Genomic DNA, 22,206 nt, shown 5'->3' with positions numbered 1-22,206 from the left:
CCGCTCAGCGGGGATAAATCCCCTCGCCACAGATCAGTTCTCGGCACGGAATCTTTCCAGGCATGCAGAGGAGCGGGCACTCTACAAACCCAACGCCATCCTGCACTCATCAATGGAGCGCTGTTGCGTCTCGGCGTACAGCCCCAGCTCATCGATCGTCGTTCGTCCCAACGCGGCTTCGAAGGCCTGACGATTGGATTGTCCGGCGTAACGGCTCTGGGCGTCATCGCCGAGGTTCGACTGGAAGATACCGGCCGCGCTGACCGGCAGGAAATCTTCATACACCAGCGGTTCGGCGCGCAGGTATCGCTGTTCAACCAAGTGTTCCAGCGACGTCGATGGCTCGAGTGTGCCTTTGGCGGCCAGGCCCTTTTGCGTCACGAAATAGCGGAAGTACGCCAGTGCCTGCCGGCGCAACTCATCGTGGCTGTCCGGGAACGGCGCAAAGTGTTCGGTCATCAAGGTGTTGTAGCGCGCGGCATTGGCCTCGTTGGGAAATTCCCCCAAGGCATCCCGCGCCGCATTCAGCAACTGATCGTAGAGCGCACGACCCTTGGGCGTGAGGGCGGCGCCCCGTTGTTCGATTTCACCGAAGCGGGCGCTGTGGCTGCCTTGGGCGTGGGGCTGGTCGGTGAACGCGACGGGTTCGTCGAGCGCCTTGAAACTGGTCTGGCGCAACAGGATCGGGCACTGGCGGCGGGGCGGGCCTTCGATCACCGCCTTGGGGGTGATGCCATGCACGGGCATCTGCGCCTGGACAATGTCGATGTCCAGGGTGCGCGGTGTCAGGTGGTTGATGTGCGGGCCCTTGAAGGCGACCACGTCAGCGATCAGGCGGTGCTGGGCACTGAGTTGACGGTACTGTTCGGCGGTGACGGTGGCGCTGTGGTGCCAGCGAAACGTTTCCAGGGCTTGCAGGACGAAGTCGTCGGCCTGGGCTTGCGTCAGGCCACCCTGGCGTTCAGCGAGGTCGATGAGCGCAAGGGCTTGGGGCGTAAAGATCTGCCGTTTGACCAGCACCGATTCGGCAAACGCCCGAAGCTCGCTGTTGTCGATCAGTTCCAGGCGCAGCAACGAGGTGAACACCCGGAACGGGCTGACCTGCAAGGCGCTTTCATGCACGGCGCGAAAGGCCGTGGAATGCACCGGTACCCCGGCGGGCGTGAGGTCGTAATAGCCCACCGGCTGCATGCCCATGACCGCGAACAGCCGGCTCAGGGTTGCCAGCTCCGCAGCCGTGCCGACGCGGATCGCGCCGTGGCGTTCGAGGTCCAGGCGCTCGCGTTCGCCGGTGCTGTCCAGGTGTTCCGCCAGTTGCGGATCGTTGACCAGCACCTGGGCATTGGTCTGTTCCACCAGGTTCATCAGCGTGCCGTACAGGGGCACCTCGTCGCGGTACATGTCGGACATCGCCCTGGAGAAGCGTTGGCGGATCAGGTCGGGACTGACGAAGCTCATGGTGGGAATTCCTGGTTCGGGCTGTGGGAATTGGGAATGAAAGTGGAACGAAAGATCGCAGCCTTCTCCAGCCCCCGCAAACGAAGAATCTTCAGGACTTCATTCTGTCAGGGACTGATCCCACAGGACGTTCACTGTCCCAACCCCTTGAGAAACCCCCGATACAACGCCGCTGCCCGTTCCGGTTTTTCTATGGGCGGCAGGTGACCGAGCCCGTCCCAGATTTCCACCCGCAGATCGGCGATCCCCTTGCTCCATACCGGCACGCAGCTGACGTCGATCATCCGGTCCTGGCGGCCCCAGAGCAGCAGCGACGGCGCGCGTATGTCGGCCAGGCGCGGCTCCATTGGCGGGCTGGCGTTGAAGTCCGTATAGATCTCCGCCAGTTCCTCCCGGCACCTGACGTATTTATCGGCCACCGCTGCCAATACCACTTTCGGCACCCAGGGTGGTGAGTCCATGGTCATCGCGTAGAACGGTGGGAAATCACTGCGCGAGCGCATCAGGGATGGGTTGCGCCCGGCAGCCACCTGGCGGTCCATGTCGCTGGGCTGGGGCGACGTCACGCCGGCCGGATTGAGCAGCGCCAGGGTCAGCACCCGCTCCGGCGAAGTGGCCGCCAGCCAGGCGGCCAGGTAACCGCCCATGGAGTTGCCGATCACATGGACCTTGTCCAGGCCACAGGCGTCGAGCAACTCGATCACCCGCCGGGCCTGGGTCGGAATGTCATAGCCGCCGCCGGCCTTGAAGCCCGTATCACCATGGCCGGGCAGGTCGGGGATCAGCACCCGGTAGTCACGAATGAAGGGCCGGGCGAACCGCAGCCAGAGGTTCTTGTCGGCACTGTAGCCATGCAGCATCAGGATGCAGCCGGACGCTTCGTAAGGTCCGCCTTGCAAGGTGGACACTGTCATTTCGCTGATGGGCACGGTGATCTTGTGCAACCGGGAAAGACGCGTCTCCACGGCCATGCTCAGGTCGAACAGCACCTGGCCGATGCTCGGATAGGTCAGCCAGCTCCAGACAACGAATACAGCAAGGATCACCCACAACAACAGCATGCCTTCTCTCCATGAACGACAACGGAATGTGTTTGGCCAGCCAGGGCCGATGGGGTAGACGGTACTTGTTTGCTGCTACCCCCTGTCATGTATAGCCAAAATCTGCCGGGGACTACAGGAATTAAATCCCCCGCCTTCGGGTGGCGGTTGCCCATGGGCTCGGGTTAGGGTGCCCCTGCAGTCTTTCTTTACGGAACAAGGATGAATCATGATGATTACCGCTTTGCGCTCCCGTCTGGCCGTGAGTATCGGCCTGAGCCTGGTCCTCGGTGCCTTGGCGCCCGCCGCTTTCGCACAGCCGAATCAAAAGGTCCTCGCCGATGCCGAACAGTACAAAGGCGAGGCCCTGGCACTGCTCGAAAAACTGGTGAATATCGATTCCGGGTCCGGCTACGTGCCGGGGCTGACCCAGGTTGGTGACATTGCCATCGATGAGTTGAAGAAGCTGGGCGCCAGCATTGAAAAAGTGCCGAATTCCGATGGCAGCCAGCACATCCTGGCGACCCTCAAGGGCACCGGCAAGGCGAAGATCCTGCTGATGGCCCACATGGACACGGTGTTCAAGGAAGGCTCGGCTGCCGAGCGTCCGTTTCATATCAAGGACGGCCGCGCCTACGGGCCTGGCGTAATGGACGACAAGGGTGGCATCGTCGCTGGCATCTATGCGTTGAAGGTGCTCAAGAATCTGGACTTCAAGAACTACGCGCAGATCACCTTCCTGCTCGACGCCAGCGAAGAAACCGGCTCGGACGCCGCCACCGATCTGATCAAGAAAACCGCCAAGGCCCACGACGTGACCCTCAACCTGGAACCGGGTCGCCCGGCCGACGGCCTGGTGGTGTGGCGCAAGGGCAGTGCCACGGCGCTGGTGGAGGTCAAAGGCAAGGCGTCCCACGCCGGTGTGGCACCAGAGCTGGGGCGCAATGCGGCGATGGAAGCGGCGCACCAGATCCTTCAGCTCGGCAAGCTCGGCGACGCGGACAAGAAAACCACCATCAACTTCACGGTGCTCAACGCGGGCGACCGCACCAACGTGATCCCCGACAAGGCCACCGCCAAGGCTGACGTGCGGGCCGCTGTGCCGGAAGAGTTCGACCGTATCGAAAAAGACCTGGCCCGTGTGTCCCAGGACAAACTGATCGCCGACACCGAGGTCACCACCAGCCTGAAACGTGGCCTGCCGCCAATGCCGCAGACGGCGGAGTCGGATCGCCTGATGGCCATGGCCCAGGGCATCTATGGCGAGCTGGGACGCAAACTCACCGAAGAGGGCAGCGGCGGCGCGGCGGACGCCAGCCTGTCGGCCGGGGTCGGCACGCCGACGCTGGACGGTTTCGGGATCGTCGGCGGCAACATCCATACGCCCGAGGAATACGCGGAAGTGGAAAGCGTCGTGCCACGGGTTTACCTGCTGTCGCGGATGATCATGGAGTTGGCGGGGCGGTAGCCATCAGGACCCAGTGCAAAATCCTGTGAAGGGGCGATCCCTGCGGGGTAAGGCATACCCCGTGGCGAGAAATCCTGTGGGAGCATGGCTTGCCCGCGATGAAGCTCACGCGATTGACCGGGTAACCGAGCGCCTGTATCGCGGGCAAGCCTTGCTCCCACAAAGTCCCCTCGCCACAAAGGGGTGTGTGGAATTGGCTAGCGCGGGTCGACGTTATCCAGCGCCCGGTTCGCCAGCAATCCACTCAGTTCGATCAATTGCTGGATGCCCAGGGCCACATGCCGCCGCGAGCCGTCCAGCTCGAACGCCAGGTCGCTGACCATGGCGTTGGCCGAGGACAGGGTTTCGCTGAGGTTGGCGAGCAGGCACTCGGTGTCGACGCCGTTGACCACGGTGAAGAGTTGGCCTGGATCGGTCTTCGCTTCGGTCGGGTGGGGCTTGAGGTAGAAGTCGAGGGCGCGCTTGGCGGCTTTGTCGAGTTCCGATGCGTTGGGATCGGTGTTCGGTGGGTTGGGGGTTACTTTGAACATGGTTGAAGCTCCAGGTAATTAAATTGGAGCCATCACTCTCTCGCTACCAAACGAAGGGTGGCGGCCATACGAAGGTTGGTAGACCGGTTACCTGGCACCCGGCGCGTCCGAGGACGCCCTACGCATGACCACCATCAAATAGAAGACAAAAACGTCCCCTGCATCCGGTTGCACAATGCGCCAGGAAAACCGGGCTACCAAACCCGATCGCTGATTCGTCAGCGACCGGAAAACGATAAAGCCAGGGCCCCAAAGCGCACAAGCCGGCGGATTCTGGCGTAGTTGTAGGCAATGGCGCAAGGCGATGTAGTTGCGGCCTACATCGCAACGAATCCAGTAAACACCGGGTTCCTGGAGCGAGGGACTTTTTGTGGGAGCAAGGCTTGCCCGCGATGAAGTTCACGCGATTTACCTTGGAACCTGGTGGTCTGTATCGCGGGCAAGCCTTGCTCCCACAAAATCCCCTCGCCACAAAGGGGGGGGGAATTGGCTAGCGCGGTTCGACGTTATCCAGCGCCCGGTTCGCCAGCAATCCACTCAGTTCGATCAATTGCTGGATGCCCAGGGCCACATGCCGCCGCGAGCCATCCAGCTCGAACGCCAGGTCGCTGACCATGGCGTTGGCCGAGGACAGGGTTTCGCTGAGGTTGGCGAGCAGGCACTCGGTGTCGACGCCGTTGACCACGGTGAAGAGTTGGCCTGGATCGGTCTTCGCTTCGGTCGGGTGGGGCTTGAGGTAGAAATCGAGGGCGCGCTTGGCGGCTTTGTCGAGTTCCGATGCGTTGGGATCGGTGTTCGGTGGGTTGGGGGTTACTTTGAACATGGTTGAAGCTCCTTGGTAAATGGAGCCGCAACCTATTGCTACCAAACATTAGGTGGCGGCTATACGCAGGTTGGTAGACCGGGTACCAAGGCAACCCAGCGCACCACAAGGGTGCCCTGCGCACAGCCGCCATAACAATCTGCCGACGAAAATCGTCAACGGACATTTGTCGAAGCTGTGCGCCTTAGTTTACCTGGGCTACCAAACCCGATCGCTGATTCGTCAGCGACCGGAAAACGATAAAGCCGGGGCCCCAAGGCGCACAAGCCGGCGGATTCTGGCGTAGTTGTAGGCAATGGCGCAAGGCGATGTGGTTATGGCCTACATCGCAACGAATCCAGTAAACACCGGGTTCCTGGAGCGAGGGATTTTTTGTGGGAGCAAGGCTTGCCCGCGATGAAGTTCACTCGATTTACCTTGGAACCTGGTGGTCTGTATCGCGGGCAAGCCTTGCTCCCACAAAATCTCCTCGGCACAGGGGGCGGTTGGAGGATTTCAGTACACCCAAACCTCCACCCGCCGATTCCTGATCCGGCCCTCATCCTCGCTATTGGCCGCCACCGGCATCAGTGCGCCGAACCCACGCACTTCCCGCAGGGTCACGCCGTTCCTGACCAGCTCACGTCGCACCGCCATGGCCCGCAACTTGGACAGCAGGTCCGCTCGCGCCGGATCATCCTTGGCGTCGCCGAAACCCACCAGCGTGACGTGCCGTTCGGTTTTGCCGTGTTGCCGGAGGTAGTCGAGCACGCGGCTCAGGTCCTGGCGGGCCTTGTTGTCGAGGCTGGCGCTGCCTTCGGCGAAGCGGAAGTTGACGGTCAGGCGTTGGGCGTGGCGGCTCAAGGACTGGTAGCCCTCCGGCATCAACGCATTGGGCGTGACGGCCATGGCCCGCACGGTCTGGGCGATGAACCCGTTCGCCGCGACGATGGCCTGGCCCTTGTCGCTTTGGGTGAACGCCACCAGCGCCTCGGCCCATGGGGTGCTCGCCTGGGGCGGCAGGTAGAAGAACAAGCGCCGGGACAACGGGTAGTCTTCCGTGGCAATCAGGTTGTTCAACGGCAACATGGGTTGGGAATCGCCGTCGGCTATCGCCAGCGCCTTGGCCTGGCGCACGTAGGGCAAACCGATGAAACCGATGCCTTGGGGATCCTGGCTGACGGCATCGGACAACTGTTCGCTGGATTCGAAGCGCAGGGCGGCGGGGTCCAGTCGTTTGCCCTGGCGGTTGAGCACCAGTTCCTTGAAGGTGTCGTAAGTGCCGGACTGGTCGTCCCGGGCGTAAAGCCGTATCGGTCCGCCGACGCTGCCCACCGACTCCCAGGTCTTCGCGTCGCCGCTGAAGATCTTTGCCAGTTGCACCGTGTTCAGCTGACGCAGCGGGTTGCGTGGGTGAAGGATAATCGCCAGGCCATCAATGGCGATGACCTGCTCGGCCGTAGGACTTTTCAGATCCCCCAGGGGCAGCAGCTCCTTCAGCTCGTTGTCCTTGATCGGCCGGGAAGCGGCGGCGAGATCGGCGCTGCCCTGCTTGAGGGCGGCGAATCCGGTGCTGGAGCCATGGGCGGCGATGTCGATCTCCACCCGCCGGCCATCGGCGGTCTGGCCGACGATACGCTGCTCGTTGTCATGGCCGGTAATTTCGCTGCTGACCTTGAGCAGCCCCTGATCCTCCATCAACCCTCTGGCCAGGGCTGGCCCCAGCATCGCGCCAATGGTATTGGACCCTTGGATGCGCAGGGCCGGGCCGGCTTCCGGAACGGGCAAGCGTTCGGTTGCCATCGTCAATGGCAGCCATAACGCCAATAGCCAGGCAACGCACTGCCGCATGTCGACACCCTAAAAACCCAAGACGATGCGGGGGAGAATAAGTCAGGCAGATGTCTGAAAGATGACAGGGCGATTGCGTCTTAAACGGCCGTCTCGGTGGCCGCCAGCTCGCTGACCAGGCGCTCGATCAGCGCGCGCACGCGGCTGGGCTGGACGCGGGCTGTCGGGTAGACAATCTGCAGCAGGGTGCTGCCGGCGGTGAAATCTGGCAGCAACTCGACCAGCCGTCCGCTCTTGAGATCGTCGCGCACATCCCAGATCGATTTGAGGCTGATGCCGTGCCCCTCCAGGCACCATTGGCGCACCAGGCCGCCGTCATTGGCGATCCGCCGACCCTGGACCATCACCCGGTGAACCTCGCCGTGCCGGCTGAACGTCCATTCCCGCGCGGTGTTGATACCCAGGCGCATCACCAGGCATTCGTGCCCGGCCAGTTCCGAGGGATGGGTGGGCGTGCCGTGACGTTCCAGGTAGCGGGGCGCGGCACAGACCACCCGACGGTTTTCCCCCAGCGGCCTGGCTCGTAGCGAACTGTCGGCCAGGGCGCCGTAGCGGATGGCGAAATCGAGCCCCTGGCTGACCAGGTCCACGTAGCCGTCCCCCAGGTTCAAATCGAGGCTGACGTTGGGGTGCTCGTCGAGAAAACGCGACAGGATCGGTTCGATGTATTGGCGTCCCAGATCCTGTGGGGCACTCAAGCGAATCGGCCCGCTGAGGTGCTGGGTGCCGCTGCGGATACTGGCGTGCAGCTCGCCGGCTTCGTTCAGCAATCGGCGCGCGCCTTCCACCAGCAGCCTGCCTTCGTCGGTCAGGCTGATTGCCCGCGTGGTGCGATTGAGCAGGCTGGCACCGTAGTAGCTTTCCAGCGTGGCCAGTCGTTCCGAGACCGAAGCCGGGGACAGCCCCATTTCCCGGCCCGCGGCAGACAGCCCGCCTTTTTCAACGATGAGTAGAAACAGTTCGAGGTTCTTGAGAAACATTGTTCGGAGTTTCCGAAATGTATTTTCGTAAGCGGCTCAATTATCAGGAAAACCCGCAAGACCTACCTTAGCACCCACTTGATCACACCGCAGCGTTTTCCCAGGAGTCCGCCATGGCCGTTCCCGAGGCACCCACTGATATCCACAACCCCGAGCGCAGGACCTTTCTGGCCCAGGCGGGAGTCGGGGCCGCGCTGCTGGCCGCCGGTGACTTGCTGGCACCAGGGCCGGCATACGCTGGTGTCCCCGCCGCAACTTCCGGCGCCGCGAAGGGCGCTTTCTGGCCGGGCAGTACCCGGTTGGTCATTTCGATTTCCATGCAGTTCGAGGCCGGCGGGCAACCCCCGAAAGGCACCGACAGTCCGTTTCCTCCGGTCGATTTTCCGAACAGCGTTCCTAGCGATCCGGCCACCAATACCTGGTTTGCCTATGGGTACAGGGAAGGGATCCCACGGCTGTTGGATCTGTGGGATCGTCATGGCGTCAAGGTCACGTCTCACATGATCGGCGAGGCCGCGCGCCGCCATCCGTCCCTGGCCCGGGACATCGTGGCCCGCGGTCACGAAGCCGCCGGGCATGGGCCACGCTGGAGTTCGCAGTTTGCGATGAGTCGCGATGAGGAGCGCACCTTCCTGCGCGAGGCCGCGCGTATGGTGCAAGAGGCCACCGGGCAAGCGGTCACCGGCTACAACTGCAATTGGTTGCGCCGTGGGCCCAATACCCTGGGGTTGTTGCAGGAGTTGGGTTACCTCTATCACATCGACGATGTCAGCCGCGACGAGCCTTTCATCGAGTCGGTCAATGGCAAGGATTTCGTGGTGGTGCCCTATACCTTGCGCAATAACGACATTGTGCTGATCGAAGGTCGTCATTACTCCCCCCAGGCGTTTCTGGAGCAGGTGAAGCTCGATTTCGACCAGCTTTATGAAGAAGCCGGCACCCGGCGGCGAATGATGTCCATCAGTGCCCATGACCGCATCAGTGGCACGCCGCAGATGGTCAGGGTCTGGGACGAATTCCTGCGTTACGCCAAGCGTCACCCGGGCGTGGCGTTCATGCGCAAGGACGACATTGCCCGCTACGCCCTGGCCAGCCCCCTGACGGTCCGTGAAGCCGAAACCCTCTGATGTCTTGACCCCTGACTGTGGCTCATCGCCCGGTCCTTCTATCGAAAGGAACCCATCATGCTCTTCTCGTCCCTTGCCATACCCGGCGGTCCACGCCTGGCTGGTTTTCTCCTGTCCATGGGCCTGTCACTGAGCGCTTCGGCCGCCACTGATGCGCTGGTCGAGCCCCAGAACCTGATTGTCGACCGGAGCCTGTCTGCGGAACAGGCATCGGCCTCGATCCTGGCGGCCCGGCGATATGACACCTTCTGGCACACCGGGAACGAAACGTTTGCCCGGGAAGCGCTGGCGCCGACCTTCATCGACAAGACCCCGCCTGCCGGGCGCAAACAGGGGCCGGAGGGCCCGTTGCTGGCCTCCCGTGCCTTCCGCCAGGCGGTGCCGGACCTCACGTGCACGGTGGAGCAAATGCTGGTGGTGGGGGATAGGGTGGTGGTGCACCTGCGGTTTCGTGGCCATTTCAGCGGCAGCTTCGACCAGCTCAAGGGGCAGGGCCAAGCGGTCGAATTCATTGCCACGGACATCTACCAGGTGGAGCAAGGCAAAATCGTCGCCAACTGGCACATCGAGGACAACCTGACCCTGTTCAAGCAACTGGGTGCCCTCTGACCCACAGGCTCGCCGCAACGGCGAGCCTTTCTGCTTGGCCGATCAGCTCAATTGCAGCCAGATCGGCGCATGGTCCGAAGGTTTCTCCATGCCCCGCAGTTCATAGTCCACGCCGGCATCCTTGACCCGTGGCAGCAGGCCGTGGGAGGTCAGGATCAGGTCGATGCGCAGGCCGCGCTTGGGTTCGTCCTCGAAGCCGCGGCTGCGGTAGTCGAACCAGCTGAAGCGGTCGGCGACGTCCGGGTTCAGGTGGCGGAAGCTGTCCACCAGGCCCCAGTTCTTCAGGCGGGCCATCCATTCGCGCTCTTCCGGTAGGAAGCTGCATTTTCCGGTTTTCAGCCAGCGCTTCATGTTGTCCGGGCCGATGCCGATGTCGCAGTCTTCCGGGGAGATATTCACATCGCCCATCACCACCACAGGCTGGTCGTTGCTGAAGCGGCTTTCCAGCAGGTGCTGCAAATCGCTGTAGAAACGTTCCTTGGCCGGGAACTTGGTCGGATGATCGCGGCTTTCACCTTGTGGGAAATAGCCGTTCATGATGGTCACCGGCACGCCATTGGCATCGGCGAACGTGCCCCAGATAAAGCGCCGCTGGGCGTCTTCATCGTCGCCCTCGAAACCTTTGTACAAACTCAGCGGCGCCTGGCGGGAGAGCAGGGCGACGCCGTAATGGCCTTTTTGCCCGTGGTAATGCACGTGGTAACCCAGGGCTTGCACTTCGGCCAGGGGAAACTGTTCGTCGTGGACTTTGGTTTCCTGCAGGCCGATCACGTCCGGCTGATGCTTCTCGATCAGCGCCGCCAGCTGATGGGGGCGGGCGCGCAGCCCGTTGATGTTGAAGGAGACGATCTTCATGGTCGGCTGTCCTGGCAAAACTGCGATGCTAGCTGACATGTCGGAGAGGAGCCAGCGTGGCAGTAGGACAAATGCACTGCTAATGTCCTGTAGCGAGGGCTCTGTGGGAGCAAACTGTGGGAGCAAGCCTTGCTCCCACAAAGCCCCCGCCCAGGCCTCACCAAGCCCGCCCAGGAGATTCCCCACCATGCCTGAAACCGCCATCGCCGATATCCACATGCTCGACAGCGGCTATTCCCGCGAAGCCCGTTCGTTGCTGTACCAGGCCTATCGCCATGAGCCGACGTTCAGCTACCTGTTCGAGTCCGAGCGCCCGGGTTACGAGCAGAGGGTGAGGGCGACGGTACGGGAGTTGGTCAAGCAGCATTTTCTCCAGGAGTTGCCCGCCATTGGCTTGTTGGTCAATGACCGGCTGATCGGTATCGCCCTGATCGCTCCCCCCCAACGCCGCCTGGGCATCACCGAAAGCTGGGCCTGGCGCCTGCGCATGGTGTTGAGTACCGGTTTTCGCTGCACCCGGCGCTACCTGGAATACCACGCGGCTGTGACGGGTTGCCTGCCGTCGGATGCGGTCCATGTGCTACCGCTGCTGGGGGTGCATCCACAGTTTCAAGGCAAGCACTTCGGCGAGCAGTTGCTCGAGGCGGTGCACAACTGGTGCGCGGTGGACGAGCACTCCCAGGGCGTGGTCCTGGACACCGGTAACCCGCGATACCTGGAGTTCTATAAGCGCCAGGGGTATGAGGAAATCGGCGAGATTGCGGTAGGACCGATCCGCGAGCACGTGTTTTTTCACCCCAATCCTCAGGTTTTGCAAAGCGCGACGGCCTGAACCTGCTCCCGTCTGCGAACTTTTGAGACATGTCCGGTTCTATCAGGCTTCCAAGCCCGTGTTAGCATCCGCGCCATGAAACTCCCAGGACGAATAACCAGTGGCGCGCTCCTGCTGTCTCTCAGCTGCGCGGTGCTGGCACAAAGTGAATTGGATGTACGGGTCAAACCGTCCAATGATGCGCTCAAGGCCAACGTCGAAGGTTACATCGGCGGCCTGGGTGATCGTGACGAGGAGGCCTTGCTGCGCTTCAGTCGTGGCGCCGAGGAGCAGGCACGCAAAGCCGCCCAGGCACTGGGCTACTATCAGCCGCGGATCGACAGCGAGGTCAAGGGCGGCAAGCAGCCTCGCCTGATCCTGAGCATCGACCCCGGCGAGCCGGTGCATTTGCGCAACGTCACCGTGCGCATCGACGGCCCGGCGGCCTCACTCAAGGCCTTTCGCGTACCCGACAACGCCGCCCTCAAGCCGGGCGCGGTGCTCAATCATGGCCGCTACGAAGACGCCAAGCGGACGATCCAGAACCAGGCTTCGCGCTATGGCTTCTTCAGCGGGCGATTCGTCAGCCAGAAACTGCAGGTGGACCCCCAGGCCGGCGTCGCCGATATCGAGCTGATCTACGACAGTGGGCCACGCTACACCCTGGGGGCGGTGAGTTTCGAGGGTGATACACCCTTCGACGAAGACCTGCTGCGACGCATGGTGCCCTTCAAGGCCGGTACGGCCTACGACTCCGAGTTGATCGCCGAACTGAACCAGGCCCTGCAATCGAGCGGGTACTTCGAAGGTGTGCGCGTGGATGCGGCGCCCACCGCCGCGACGGACAACGTGATCCCGGTCGCCGTCAAGCTCGACACCCGCAAGCCGCGCACCATGGGCCTGGGCCTGGGGTTCTCCACCGACGTCGGCCCGCGGGCCAAGGCCAACTGGACGCGTCACTGGGTCAATCCCCAGGGCCACAGCTACGGCTGGGAGACGGAAGTGTCGGCACCCCGGCAGAACGTCGGCCTGTGGTACGACGTGCCGCTGGACCCGCCACTGACCGACAAGCTGCGCTACGCCGGTGGTTATCAGTATGAAGAGCTGGCCGATACCGACAGCCTCAGCAAATTGCTGACCGTGGGGCCCGAGTGGCACAGCAAGTTGCCCAGTGGCTGGCAGCGGGTGATATCGCTCAAGTGGCAGCGCGAGGAGTATCGCCTGGGGGATGATTCGGGCCTGAGCACGCTGCTGATGCCGGGCGTTAGCTATTCGTACCTGCGCAGCGACAACCGTATCGATCCGCACAACGGTTATCGCTTGCAGTTCGACACCAAGGTTGCCAAGGAGGGGCTGGGGTCGGACAACAACGTGGTCTACGGCACGGCCATGGTCAAGGGCCTGACCACGGTGTTCGACAAGCATCGTCTGCTGGCTCGGGCCCAGGTGGGCGGCAGCGCCACCAATGGCTACAAATCCATCCCACCGTCCCTGCGTTTTTTCGCCGGCGGCGACCAGAGCGTGCGCGGCTACGATTATCAGAGCCTGTCGCCGGAAAACAACGAAGGCGATCGCATCGGTGGTCGCTACATGGTCGCCGGCAGCCTCGAATACCAGTACTCGATTGCGGAAAAATGGCGGGTCGCGACCTTCATCGATCAGGGGAACGCCTTCAACAGCCTTGAACTGCCAAGTCTCAAGACCGGCGTGGGTGTTGGCGTGCGCTGGGTGTCGCCGGTCGGTCCGATCCGCCTCGACCTGGCCCATGCACTGGACGACGAGGGCGGTATCCGATTGCACTTTTCCATGGGGCCTGAATTGTGAGTCGTGGTTTGAAAAGAACACTGCTGGTGCTTGCTGCGTTGCTGGCATTGGTCGTGCTGACACTGGGCACCCTGCTGGGCACGCAGCCGGGTAGCCGTTGGATGCTGGGCCTGGTGCCGGGGCTGAGCGTGGAAAACTTCCAGGGGCGGTTGGGCGGACAGTGGAGCGCCGACCACCTCTTGTGGCAGCAGGACAGCCGCCGCGTGGAACTCGATGGAGTGATATTCGCGTGGTCGCCGCTGTGCCTGGCGCGCATGACCTTGTGCATCGAACAGCTCAAGGTAGATAAAGCCAGCCTGCAACTGCCACCCTCGGTCGACGCGCCGAGCAGTGGTCCGCTGAGCTTGCCGGACCTGGACTTGCCGGTCGCCATCGAGTTGGGAGAGGTACAGGTCGGCAGTCTGACGTTCAACGGCAGCGAACAGCTCAAGGGCTTGCAACTGGTTGCCCATTGGACCGCGTCGGGCTTGCAGATCGATTCGGTGCAATTGCAGCGTGATGAGCTGAGCCTGAAGCTTTCCGGGCTGTTGAAACCCGCAGGCAACTGGCCGCTGAAAGCCCAGGGGCGGTTGACCTTGCCGGCGCCGGGCGATACGCCGTGGGCGCTGGACCTGACCGTCGACGGCGACCTGCTCAAGACCCTCAACGTCAACGCCGACAGCAGCGGCTACCTGCAAGGTCGGCTGGCCGGCGAGCTGCAACCGTTGGCGGACAACCTGCCCGCCAAGGTGCGCATCACCGCCGACGGCTTCAAGGCCAGCGCCGATCTACCGGACACGCTGCTGCTCAATCAACTGGAACTGACCGGTGAAGGTGACCTGAAAAACGGCTATCAACTGCTTGGCAAGGCCACGCTGCCCGCCGAGCAGGGACCGGTGGCGCTGTCGCTGCAAGGCAAGGTGGACGCCGGTGGTGCACAGATCGCTGGCGTGGACCTGAACGCCGGTGACCGGCAGAGTTTGAATGTGACCGGGCAGGTGGACTGGCGAGAAGGTCTGAGTGCCGACGCGAAAATCGCCTGGCTGGATTTCCCCTGGCATCGCCTCTATCCGCTGATCGACGAGCCGCAGGTGACATTGCGCAACTTCAACGGTGAAGTCTCTTACACCGACGGTCAGTACCTGGGGAATTTCCAGGCCGCGCTGGACGGCCCCGCGGGGGCCTTCAGCCTGGGCAGCCCGTTCAGTGGCGACCTGACGCAGATCCATTTGCCGCAGCTCCAGCTCGCGGCGGGGCAAGGCAAGGCCGAAGGGCACCTGGACCTGCAATTTGCCGAGGGCATTGCCTGGGATACGGCGCTGGACCTGTCGGCCATCAACCCGGCCTACTGGCTCGGTGAACTGCCCGGCACCCTGGCCGGACCACTGCGCAGCAAAGGGTCGTTGAAAAACGACACCCTTAACCTCGACGCGGACCTGGACCTCAAGGGCAAGCTGCGCGGGCAGCCGGCGCTGTTCCAGGCCAAGGCCAGCGGCAGCGGTGAGCAATGGAACCTCGGCGCGCTGGACATCCGCCTGGGGGATAACCGCATCAACGGCAGCGCCAGCCTGCAACAGAAACTCACCGGCCAGGTCGACATCAAGCTCGCGCGACTGGCCCAGCTCTGGCCGCAACTGCGCGGTCAGCTCAACGGCCGTATCGATGTGGCCGGGACCCTCAAGGCTCCCCAAGGCAAGCTCGGTCTGCAAGGCACTCAGCTTGCCTTCCAGAACAATCGCCTGCAGAGCCTGAACCTGGACGCCACCCTCGACAGCGCGCAGCGGGGCAAGGTCGATCTCAAGGCCAGCGACATCCGCGCCGGCGACACTGCATTGGGCGTGCTGACGGTCAGCGGTCAGGGGGATATCAAGCAGCAGAAACTCAGCCTGAATCTGCAAGGACCACAACTGAACACCGCCTTGGGGTTCGACGGCACACTGGATCAAGGCAACTGGCGCGGGCGCCTGAACAGTGGCGATCTACAGGTCGGCGGTCAGGACTGGCGGCTGCAAGCCCCGGCGAAGCTGGAGCGCCTGGCCAACGGCACGCTCAATTTCGGCGCCCACTGTTGGCGTTCCGGCCAGGCCAGCCTGTGCGGCGAAGACCAGCGCCTGATGCCGGAACCGAAGCTGCGCTATCACCTCCAGCAGTTCCCCATTGAAAGCCTCGCCCAGTGGATGCCCAAGGACTTTGCCTGGCAGGGCCGGCTCAACGCCGATCTGCAGTTGGACCTGCCGGCCAGCGGTCCGAACGGGCGGGTTCTGGTGGACGCCAGCGGCGGCACGCTGCGGATTCGAGACAAGGAACAGTGGCTGGATTTTCCCTACCAGACCCTGAAGCTGGACAGCCGCCTGACCCCCAAGCGCATCGACACTGAGCTGAATTTTGTCGGCGCCCGGCTTGGCGAACTGATGGTGCAGGCACAGATCAACCCACTGCCCGCCAGCAAACCCCTCAACGGCTCGTTCCGCCTGACCGGCCTGGACCTGTCCGTGGTCCGGCCGTTCGTGCCGATGGTGGAAACCCTCACCGGTCACCTCAACGGCAGCGGCACATTGTCCGGCGGTTTGCTGGCGCCCCAGGTCAACGGCAATCTCGTGCTCAGCGATGGCGAGGTGTCCGGGCCGGAACTGCCGGTCAGCCTCGAAGCCTTGCAGATGCGGGCGATGATCGCCGGTGAAACGGTACGCCTCGACGGCAGTTGGAAAAGTGGCAAGAGCGGGCAGGGCAGCCTGAGCGGCAACTTGGGCTGGGGCGAGGCCTTGAGCATGAACCTGGCGCTCAAGGGGTCGCAACTGCCGGTCACCGTGGAACCCTATGCGGTGCTGGAGATGGCGCCGGATCTCAACATCACGCTGCACGGCGAGCGGTTGTCGATTGCCGGCAAGGTGCTGGTGCCCAAGGGCGAGATCACCGTCCGCGAATTGCCGCCCTCCACCGTCAAGGTCTCGGACGACACGGTGATCGTCGGCCACCAGACCGAACAGGGCAAGGCACCGATGGCCATGGCGATGGACATCGATGTGATCGTGGGCCAGGAGAAACTCGCGTTTTCCGGCTTCGGCCTGACGGCCAACGTCCAGGGTCAGGTACACATCGGCGACAACATGGACACCCGCGGCGAACTCTGGCTCAACGACGGCCGTTACCGGGCCTACGGGCAGCGGCTGACGGTGCGTCGGGCGCGGCTGCTGTTCGCCGGACCCATCGACCAGCCCTACCTGGACATCGAGGCGATTCGCCAGACCGATGATGTGATCGCCGGCATCCGCTTGAGCGGGAGCGCCGAGCAGCCGGTCACGCAAATTTTCTCGGAACCGGCCATGAGCCAGGAGCAGGCGCTGTCCTACCTGGTGCTGGGGCGACCGCTCAGCACCACCGGCGAGGACAACAACATGCTCGCCCAGGCGGCACTGGGCTTGGGGTTGATGGGCAGTTCGGGGGTGACCACCAGCCTGGCCAGTGATCTGGGCATCAAGGATTTCCAGCTCGACACCCAGGGCAGTGGCGACGCCACCAGTGTGGTCGCCAGCGGCAATCTGTCGGAAAAACTCAGCCTGCGCTATGGCGTAGGGGTGTTCGAACCGGCCAACACCATCGCCCTGCGCTACAAGCTCAGCAAAAAGGTCTACCTCGAAGCCGCCAGCGGCGTCGCCAGCTCGCTGGACATCTTCTACAAGCGCGATTTCTAACCCCCCCATATCCCCTGTGGGAGCGAGCCTGCTCGCGATAGCGGTCTATCAGTCAACTCATCACTGACTGGCACACCGCCATCGCGAGCAGGCTCGCTCACACAGGTTTTTCTGCGTTCGCCGGACTTTTATGTAGCTTGCTAACGATTTGTTTGACATTTGCTGCCTAAGCAGTAATATCTCGACATACATTCACTGCCTAGGCAGCAAACGGTGTCCTGATGAAGCATTTCACTCCAGACGAATTCCACAACTGTCACCTCGGCATGCTGCTCGGACGGGCCGCGCTGCTCAAAGACCGGATCATCGACACGCACATGGAGCCGGTCGGCATTACGGCTGCGCAGTTCAAGGTGCTGATCATCATGGCCCAGCACGGCATCGATACGCCGGCCGAACTGTGCCGTTACCTGTCCCTGGACAGCGGCTCGATGACGCGCATGCTCGATCGCCTGGAGCAGAAGGGTTTCCTGGTTCGCCAGCGTTCGGCCGAGGACCGCAGGCAGGTGCGATTGGTCCTGACCGAAGCCGGCCAGGGGCTCGCCGATCGCCTGCCCTACATCGGCGCCGATGCCATGAATCAACTCGCTGGCGCCATCAGCCGCGAGGAGTTGCAGACCCTCGAACAGATCCTCAAGAAAATACTGCTCGCTGCCGGTGATCCCATCACTGTGTTGCGACTGGGGGACAAATGAAGCGTAAAACCTTGCGTACCCGGTTGAGCCTGGTGCTGCTGGCCATGAGCCTCGCGGGCTGTGCCAGCTATAGCGGCCTGAAGACCGAAGGCGTCAGCCTCGAGGCCCAGAACCTCAAGGCCGGGCAATCCCTCAATGGCGTCAAGCTGTCGCCGGCTTCATGGCCGAAAAGCGACTGGTGGTCCAGCCTGGGCGACCCGCAACTCGACGGCCTGATCCGTGAAGCCCTGCGCGACAGCCCGGACATGCAGATCGCCGGCGCTCGGGTGCATCAGGCCAGTGCCGCTGCCTACGCCGCCAACGCGGCGCGCTTGCCGACCCTGGATGCCAGCGGCAGTGTCAGCCGTTCGCGGCTGGCCCGTGACCAGGACCCGGCGGGGCAGGGCGGTGCGTACAGCACCCTGCGTTCGCTGAGCGTGGATTTCAATTACAACTTCGACCTCTGGGGCGGCCAGCGGGCGGCCTGGGAGGCAGCATTGGGCCAGGCTCGCGCGGCGGAAATCGACCGCCAGGCCGCGCAGTTGACCCTGGCCGCCGACGTGGCCCGGGCCTACAGCGACCTGGGGCAAGCCCACATCATTCATGACCTGGCCGCTGAAGACCTCAAGCGCACCCGGCAAATGCTTGATCTGAGCAAGCGTCGTCTCACTGCGGGGATCGACAGCGAATACCAGTTCCAACAGACCGAGAGCCTGGAAGCCAGCGCGAGTGCGACGCTGATCGACACGGAGAAACGCCTGCAAAGCGCCAAGATCGCCTTGGCAGTGCTGCTGGGCAAGGGCCCGGACCGTGGCAACGAAATCGCTCGGCCCAATGTGTTGCAAGCCAGTGCCGTCGCGTTGCCGTCGAACCTGCCGGCCGAGTTGCTGGGGCGCCGCCCGGACCTGGTGGCGGCACGCTGGCGGGTCGAGGCGGCGAGCAAGAGCATCGAAGCCGGCAAGACCAACTTCTACCCCAACCTCAACCTGAGCGCGGCGGCGGGGGTGCAGTCCTTGTTGGGTGACGCGATGTTCGGTTCGGCCAGCCGCTTCTTCAACGTGGCGCCGACGGTGTCGCTGCCGATTTTCGACGGCGGGCGCCTGCGGGCGGACCTGGACGCCCGGGATGCCGACTATGACCTGGCGGTGGCGCAATACAACAAGAGCCTGGTCACGGCCCTTGGGGATGTCAGCGACACCATCAACCAGTTGCGTGACATCGCCCGGCAGATCGGGGCCCAGCAACACGCCACCGATATTGCCCAGAGTTCCTACGACACCGTGGTCCAGCGCTACGGCTCGGGCATCGGCAATTATCTGGACGTGCTGAGCATCGAGCAGCAACTGCTCCAGGCCCAGCGCCAATTGGCGACCCTGAACGCCGAGCAGATCGATTTGTCGATCCAATTGATGCAGGCCCTGGGTGGCGGTTTCGAGACCGACACCCTGGCTTCGGCCACGGCGGTTTCCGCCACGCCGCATAACTGATTCGAGGTATTTGTCATGGCCACCGCAGAAAATACTCAAGCATCCGAAAACCAACAGGACAACAACCCACGCAAGCGCAAGGTGATGCTGCTGGCGCTGGCAGTGATCGTCATTCTCGCCGGCCTGGGTGTCTGGGCCTGGCATGAACTGTACGGCCGCTGGAGCGAAAGCACTGACGATGCCTATGTGAACGGCAACGTGGTGGAAATCACGCCACAGGTCAATGGCACGGTGGTGAGCATCGGTGCCGACGATGGCGACCTGGTGCGCGAAGGCCAGGTGCTGGTGCAGTTCGACCCGAACGACGCCGAAGTCGGCCTGCAAAGTGCCCAGGCCAACCTGGCCCGTACGGTCCGCCAGGTACGTGGGTTGTACAGCAATGTCGACGGCATGCGTGCGCAGGTCAATGCGCAGGAGGCCGAAGTGCAGAAGGCCCAGGAGAACTACAACCGACGCCGTAACCTGGCGGCCGGCGGGGCGATTTCCCAGGAAGAACTGTCCCACGCCCGGGATGACCTGACCTCGGCGCAGAACGCCCTCGCCAATGCTCGGCAACAACTCAAGACCACCAGCGCGTTGGTGGATGACACCGTGGTGTCGTCCCATCCCGACGTGCAGGCCGCTGCCGCACAGTTGCGCCAGGCCTACCTGGCCGACGCCCGCAGCACGTTGATTGCGCCGGTCACCGGTTATGTCGCCAAGCGCACCGTACAACTGGGGCAACGGGTGCAGCCGGGCACGGCGCTGATGGCCGTGATTCCACTGGATCAGCTGTGGATCGACGCCAACTTCAAGGAAACCCAGCTGCGTGAGATGCGCATCGGCCAGCCGGTAGAGATCGAAACCGACCTCTACGGCAGCGATGTGAAGTACAGCGGCACCGTCGACAGCCTCGGCGCGGGAACGGGCAGCGCGTTTGCCTTGCTGCCGGCGCAGAACGCCACCGGTAACTGGATCAAGATCGTCCAGCGGGTGCCGGTGCGCATTCATGTCAACGCCCAGGAATTGGCCAAGCATCCGTTGCGGGTCGGGCTGTCCACCGTGGTCAGCGTCAACCTGCGGGATCAGAGCGGTCCGGTCCTGGCCCAGCAACCTCCGCAGAAAGCCTCGTTCAGCACCCAGGTCTATGACCGCCAACTGGCCGATGCCGACGCGATGATCACGCGCCTGATCCACGAAAACAGCGCTGCCGCGAGCAAGACTGCGCAGCGTTGAGGATCAGGTGAGACGTCTATCGACCTGTGGGAGCGAGCCTGCTCGCGATGGCGGCATGACAGTCGACTTTTATGTCATCTGATACACCGTTATCGCGAGCAGGCTCGCTCCCACAGGGGTGGCCTCTCTTCGCCGGATTCGTCTGCGAGTTTCACATCCGTTTCGCTTCATAGGATTTCGCAATGAGCAATAACGCGTCTTTCTCGCCGCCCAGCCTGTTGCTCAGCACCATCGGGCTGTCGCTGGCGACGTTCATGCAAGTGCTCGACACCACCATTGCCAACGTCGCCTTGCCGACCATTTCCGGCAACCTGGGTGTCAGCTCGGAGCAGGGCACCTGGGTGATCACTTCGTTCGCGGTGAGCAACGCCATCGCGCTCCCGCTGACCGGCTGGTTGAGCCGTCGGTTTGGCGAGGTGAAGCTGTTTTTATGGGCAACGATGCTGTTCGTGCTTGCGTCGTTCCTGTGCGGCATTTCCACGTCGATGCCGGAGTTGATCGGCTTCCGCGTGCTCCAGGGCCTGGTGGCCGGGCCGCTGTACCCGATGACCCAGACCTTGCTGATTGCGGTGTATCCGCCCGCCAGGCGGGGGATGGCCCTGGCGTTGCTGGCGATGGTCACGGTGGTGGCGCCGATTGCCGGGCCGATCCTGGGCGGCTGGATTACCGACAGTTATAGCTGGCCGTGGATCTTCTTTATCAACGTGCCCATCGGGGTATTCGCGGTGATGGTGGTGCGCCAGCAGCTCAAGGCGCGGCCGGTGGTGACCAGTTATCAGCCGATGGATTACGTCGGGCTGATCACACTGATCATCGGCGTCGGCGCGCTCCAGGTGATTCTCGACAAGGGCAACGACCTGGATTGGTTCGAGTCGAACTTCATCATTATTGGGGCGTTGATTTCGCTGGTTGCCCTGGCGGTGTTCGTGATCTGGGAAATGACTGACCGTCACCCGGTGGTCAATCTCCGCTTGTTTGCCTATCGCAATTTTCGCATCGGCACCATCGTGCTGGTGGGCGGCTATGCCGGGTTCTTCGGCATCAACCTGATCCTGCCACAATGGTTACAGACGCAGATGGGCTATACCGCCACCTGGGCCGGGCTGGCCGTGGCGCCCATCGGCATCCTGCCGGTGTTGATGTCACCCTTCGTCGGCAAGTACGCCCATAAATTCGACCTGCGCCTGCTGGCCGGCTTGGCATTCCTGGCCATCGGCCTGAGCTGTTTCATGCGCGCCGGGTTTACCAACGAAGTGGACTTCCAGCACATCGCCCTGGTGCAACTATTCATGGGGATCGGGGTGGCACTGTTCTTCATGCCGACCTTGAGCATCCTGATGTCCGACCTGCCGCCGCACCAGATTGCCGACGGCGCGGGGTTGGCCACGTTCCTGCGGACCCTGGGGGGCAGCTTTGCTGCGTCCCTGACCACCTGGATCTGGATCCGCCGGGCGGACCAGCACCATGCGTACCTGAGCGAGAGCATCAGCACCTTCGACCCGGCCACCCGCGAGGCGCTCAACCAGCTCGGCGGCGCGAGCCCGCCGGCCTATGCGCAGCTCGATCACATTCTGACCAGCCAGGCGTACATGCTCTCCACCGTGGATTACTTCACGCTGCTGGGCTGGGCGTTCATGGGCTTGATCGTGCTGGTGTGGCTGGCGAAGCCGCCATTTGCGGCGAAGGCGGGGCCGGCGGCCAGCGGGCACTGACCGGGACCTGAAACACAATCCGCTGTGGGAGCAAAGCTTGCTCGCGACAGCGGTGTGTCAGTCAACATCCATGCTGGCGGCGATAGTCATCG

Annotated in this window: 17 protein-coding genes; 10 read left to right on the top strand and 7 right to left on the bottom strand. The window is 63.0% G+C overall.

The window, feature by feature from the left end; genetic code table 11:
• Window positions 1-81: 81 nt before the first annotated feature.
• Complete coding sequence (locus tag FGE05_RS09990) at window positions 82-1,458, bottom strand: VOC family protein (protein ID WP_139644457.1); 1,377 nt, start codon at window positions 1,456-1,458, stop codon at window positions 82-84.
• A gap of 131 nt (window positions 1,459-1,589) precedes the next feature.
• Complete coding sequence (locus FGE05_RS09985) at window positions 1,590-2,519, bottom strand: alpha/beta fold hydrolase (RefSeq protein ID WP_139644454.1); 930 nt, start codon at window positions 2,517-2,519, stop codon at window positions 1,590-1,592.
• A gap of 208 nt (window positions 2,520-2,727) precedes the next feature.
• Here FGE05_RS09985 and FGE05_RS09980 point away from each other — a divergent pair, with 208 nt between their 5' ends.
• Entirely contained in the window at window positions 2,728-3,966 is a 1,239-nt protein-coding gene (locus tag FGE05_RS09980; RefSeq protein ID WP_139644452.1) for a M20/M25/M40 family metallo-hydrolase, read from the top strand.
• A 197-nt stretch (window positions 3,967-4,163) separates the two neighbouring features.
• Here the strand turns inward: FGE05_RS09980 and FGE05_RS09970 are convergent, their stop codons facing one another.
• From FGE05_RS09970 to FGE05_RS09955, 4 genes are all read right to left on the bottom strand, one after another.
• A complete protein-coding gene (locus FGE05_RS09970; protein ID WP_024780998.1) occupies window positions 4,164-4,496 on the bottom strand; it encodes a DUF6124 family protein in 333 nt (110 codons plus the stop codon).
• A gap of 490 nt (window positions 4,497-4,986) precedes the next feature.
• A complete protein-coding gene (locus FGE05_RS09965) occupies window positions 4,987-5,319 on the bottom strand; it encodes a DUF6124 family protein (protein ID WP_139644448.1) in 333 nt (110 codons plus the stop codon).
• A gap of 495 nt (window positions 5,320-5,814) precedes the next feature.
• Window positions 5,815-7,149 carry a substrate-binding domain-containing protein gene (locus tag FGE05_RS09960; RefSeq protein WP_139644446.1) on the bottom strand — a complete coding sequence of 445 codons (1,335 nt, stop codon included), beginning with the start codon at window positions 7,147-7,149 and terminating at the stop codon, window positions 5,815-5,817.
• Window positions 7,150-7,229: 80 nt separating this feature from the next.
• The gene (locus tag FGE05_RS09955) at window positions 7,230-8,129 is read right to left on the bottom strand and encodes a LysR family transcriptional regulator (protein WP_139644444.1); all 900 of its coding nucleotides are present in this window, start codon (window positions 8,127-8,129) and stop codon (window positions 7,230-7,232) included.
• 113 nt (window positions 8,130-8,242) lie between these two features.
• Between FGE05_RS09955 and FGE05_RS09950 the strand changes: the two genes are divergently transcribed.
• Complete coding sequence (locus FGE05_RS09950; RefSeq protein WP_139644442.1) at window positions 8,243-9,256, top strand: polysaccharide deacetylase family protein; 1,014 nt, start codon at window positions 8,243-8,245, stop codon at window positions 9,254-9,256.
• Window positions 9,257-9,313: 57 nt separating this feature from the next.
• Entirely contained in the window at window positions 9,314-9,865 is a 552-nt protein-coding gene (locus FGE05_RS09945) for an ester cyclase (RefSeq protein ID WP_139644440.1), read from the top strand.
• A gap of 42 nt (window positions 9,866-9,907) precedes the next feature.
• Here FGE05_RS09945 and xthA read toward each other — a convergent pair whose 3' ends face one another.
• Window positions 9,908-10,720 (bottom strand): exodeoxyribonuclease III, encoded by an 813-nt coding sequence (gene xthA / locus FGE05_RS09940; RefSeq protein ID WP_139644438.1) that lies wholly within the window; start codon window positions 10,718-10,720, stop codon window positions 9,908-9,910.
• A 187-nt stretch (window positions 10,721-10,907) separates the two neighbouring features.
• Here xthA and FGE05_RS09935 point away from each other — a divergent pair, with 187 nt between their 5' ends.
• The 7 genes from FGE05_RS09935 to FGE05_RS09905 all read left to right on the top strand — a co-directional run bounded on the left by FGE05_RS09935 (window position 10,908) and on the right by FGE05_RS09905 (window position 22,114).
• Entirely contained in the window at window positions 10,908-11,552 is a 645-nt protein-coding gene (locus FGE05_RS09935) for an N-acetyltransferase (RefSeq protein WP_139644436.1), read from the top strand.
• A 75-nt stretch (window positions 11,553-11,627) separates the two neighbouring features.
• Complete coding sequence (locus tag FGE05_RS09930) at window positions 11,628-13,355, top strand: autotransporter assembly complex family protein (RefSeq protein WP_139644434.1); 1,728 nt, start codon at window positions 11,628-11,630, stop codon at window positions 13,353-13,355.
• Entirely contained in the window at window positions 13,352-17,026 is a 3,675-nt protein-coding gene (locus tag FGE05_RS09925) for a translocation/assembly module TamB domain-containing protein (protein ID WP_139644432.1), read from the top strand. The genes FGE05_RS09930 and FGE05_RS09925 overlap by 4 nt, the downstream gene beginning before the upstream one ends.
• A gap of 221 nt (window positions 17,027-17,247) precedes the next feature.
• Complete coding sequence (locus FGE05_RS09920; protein WP_041022605.1) at window positions 17,248-17,721, top strand: MarR family winged helix-turn-helix transcriptional regulator; 474 nt, start codon at window positions 17,248-17,250, stop codon at window positions 17,719-17,721.
• Entirely contained in the window at window positions 17,718-19,187 is a 1,470-nt protein-coding gene (locus tag FGE05_RS09915) for an efflux transporter outer membrane subunit (protein ID WP_139644430.1), read from the top strand. Before FGE05_RS09920 ends, FGE05_RS09915 begins: the two co-directional genes overlap by 4 nt.
• A gap of 15 nt (window positions 19,188-19,202) precedes the next feature.
• Window positions 19,203-20,402 (top strand): efflux RND transporter periplasmic adaptor subunit, encoded by a 1,200-nt coding sequence (locus FGE05_RS09910; RefSeq protein ID WP_139644428.1) that lies wholly within the window; start codon window positions 19,203-19,205, stop codon window positions 20,400-20,402.
• A gap of 182 nt (window positions 20,403-20,584) precedes the next feature.
• Window positions 20,585-22,114 carry a DHA2 family efflux MFS transporter permease subunit gene (locus tag FGE05_RS09905; RefSeq protein ID WP_139644426.1) on the top strand — a complete coding sequence of 510 codons (1,530 nt, stop codon included), beginning with the start codon at window positions 20,585-20,587 and terminating at the stop codon, window positions 22,112-22,114.
• Window positions 22,115-22,206: the final 92 nt, after the last annotated feature.

This window comes from Pseudomonas sp. ICMP22404, assembly GCF_006227205.1.
Lineage (GTDB): Bacteria > Pseudomonadota > Gammaproteobacteria > Pseudomonadales > Pseudomonadaceae > Aquipseudomonas.
Note: the sequence above shows the minus strand (reverse complement) of the source record. Positions and strands in the feature narration are given on the sequence as shown.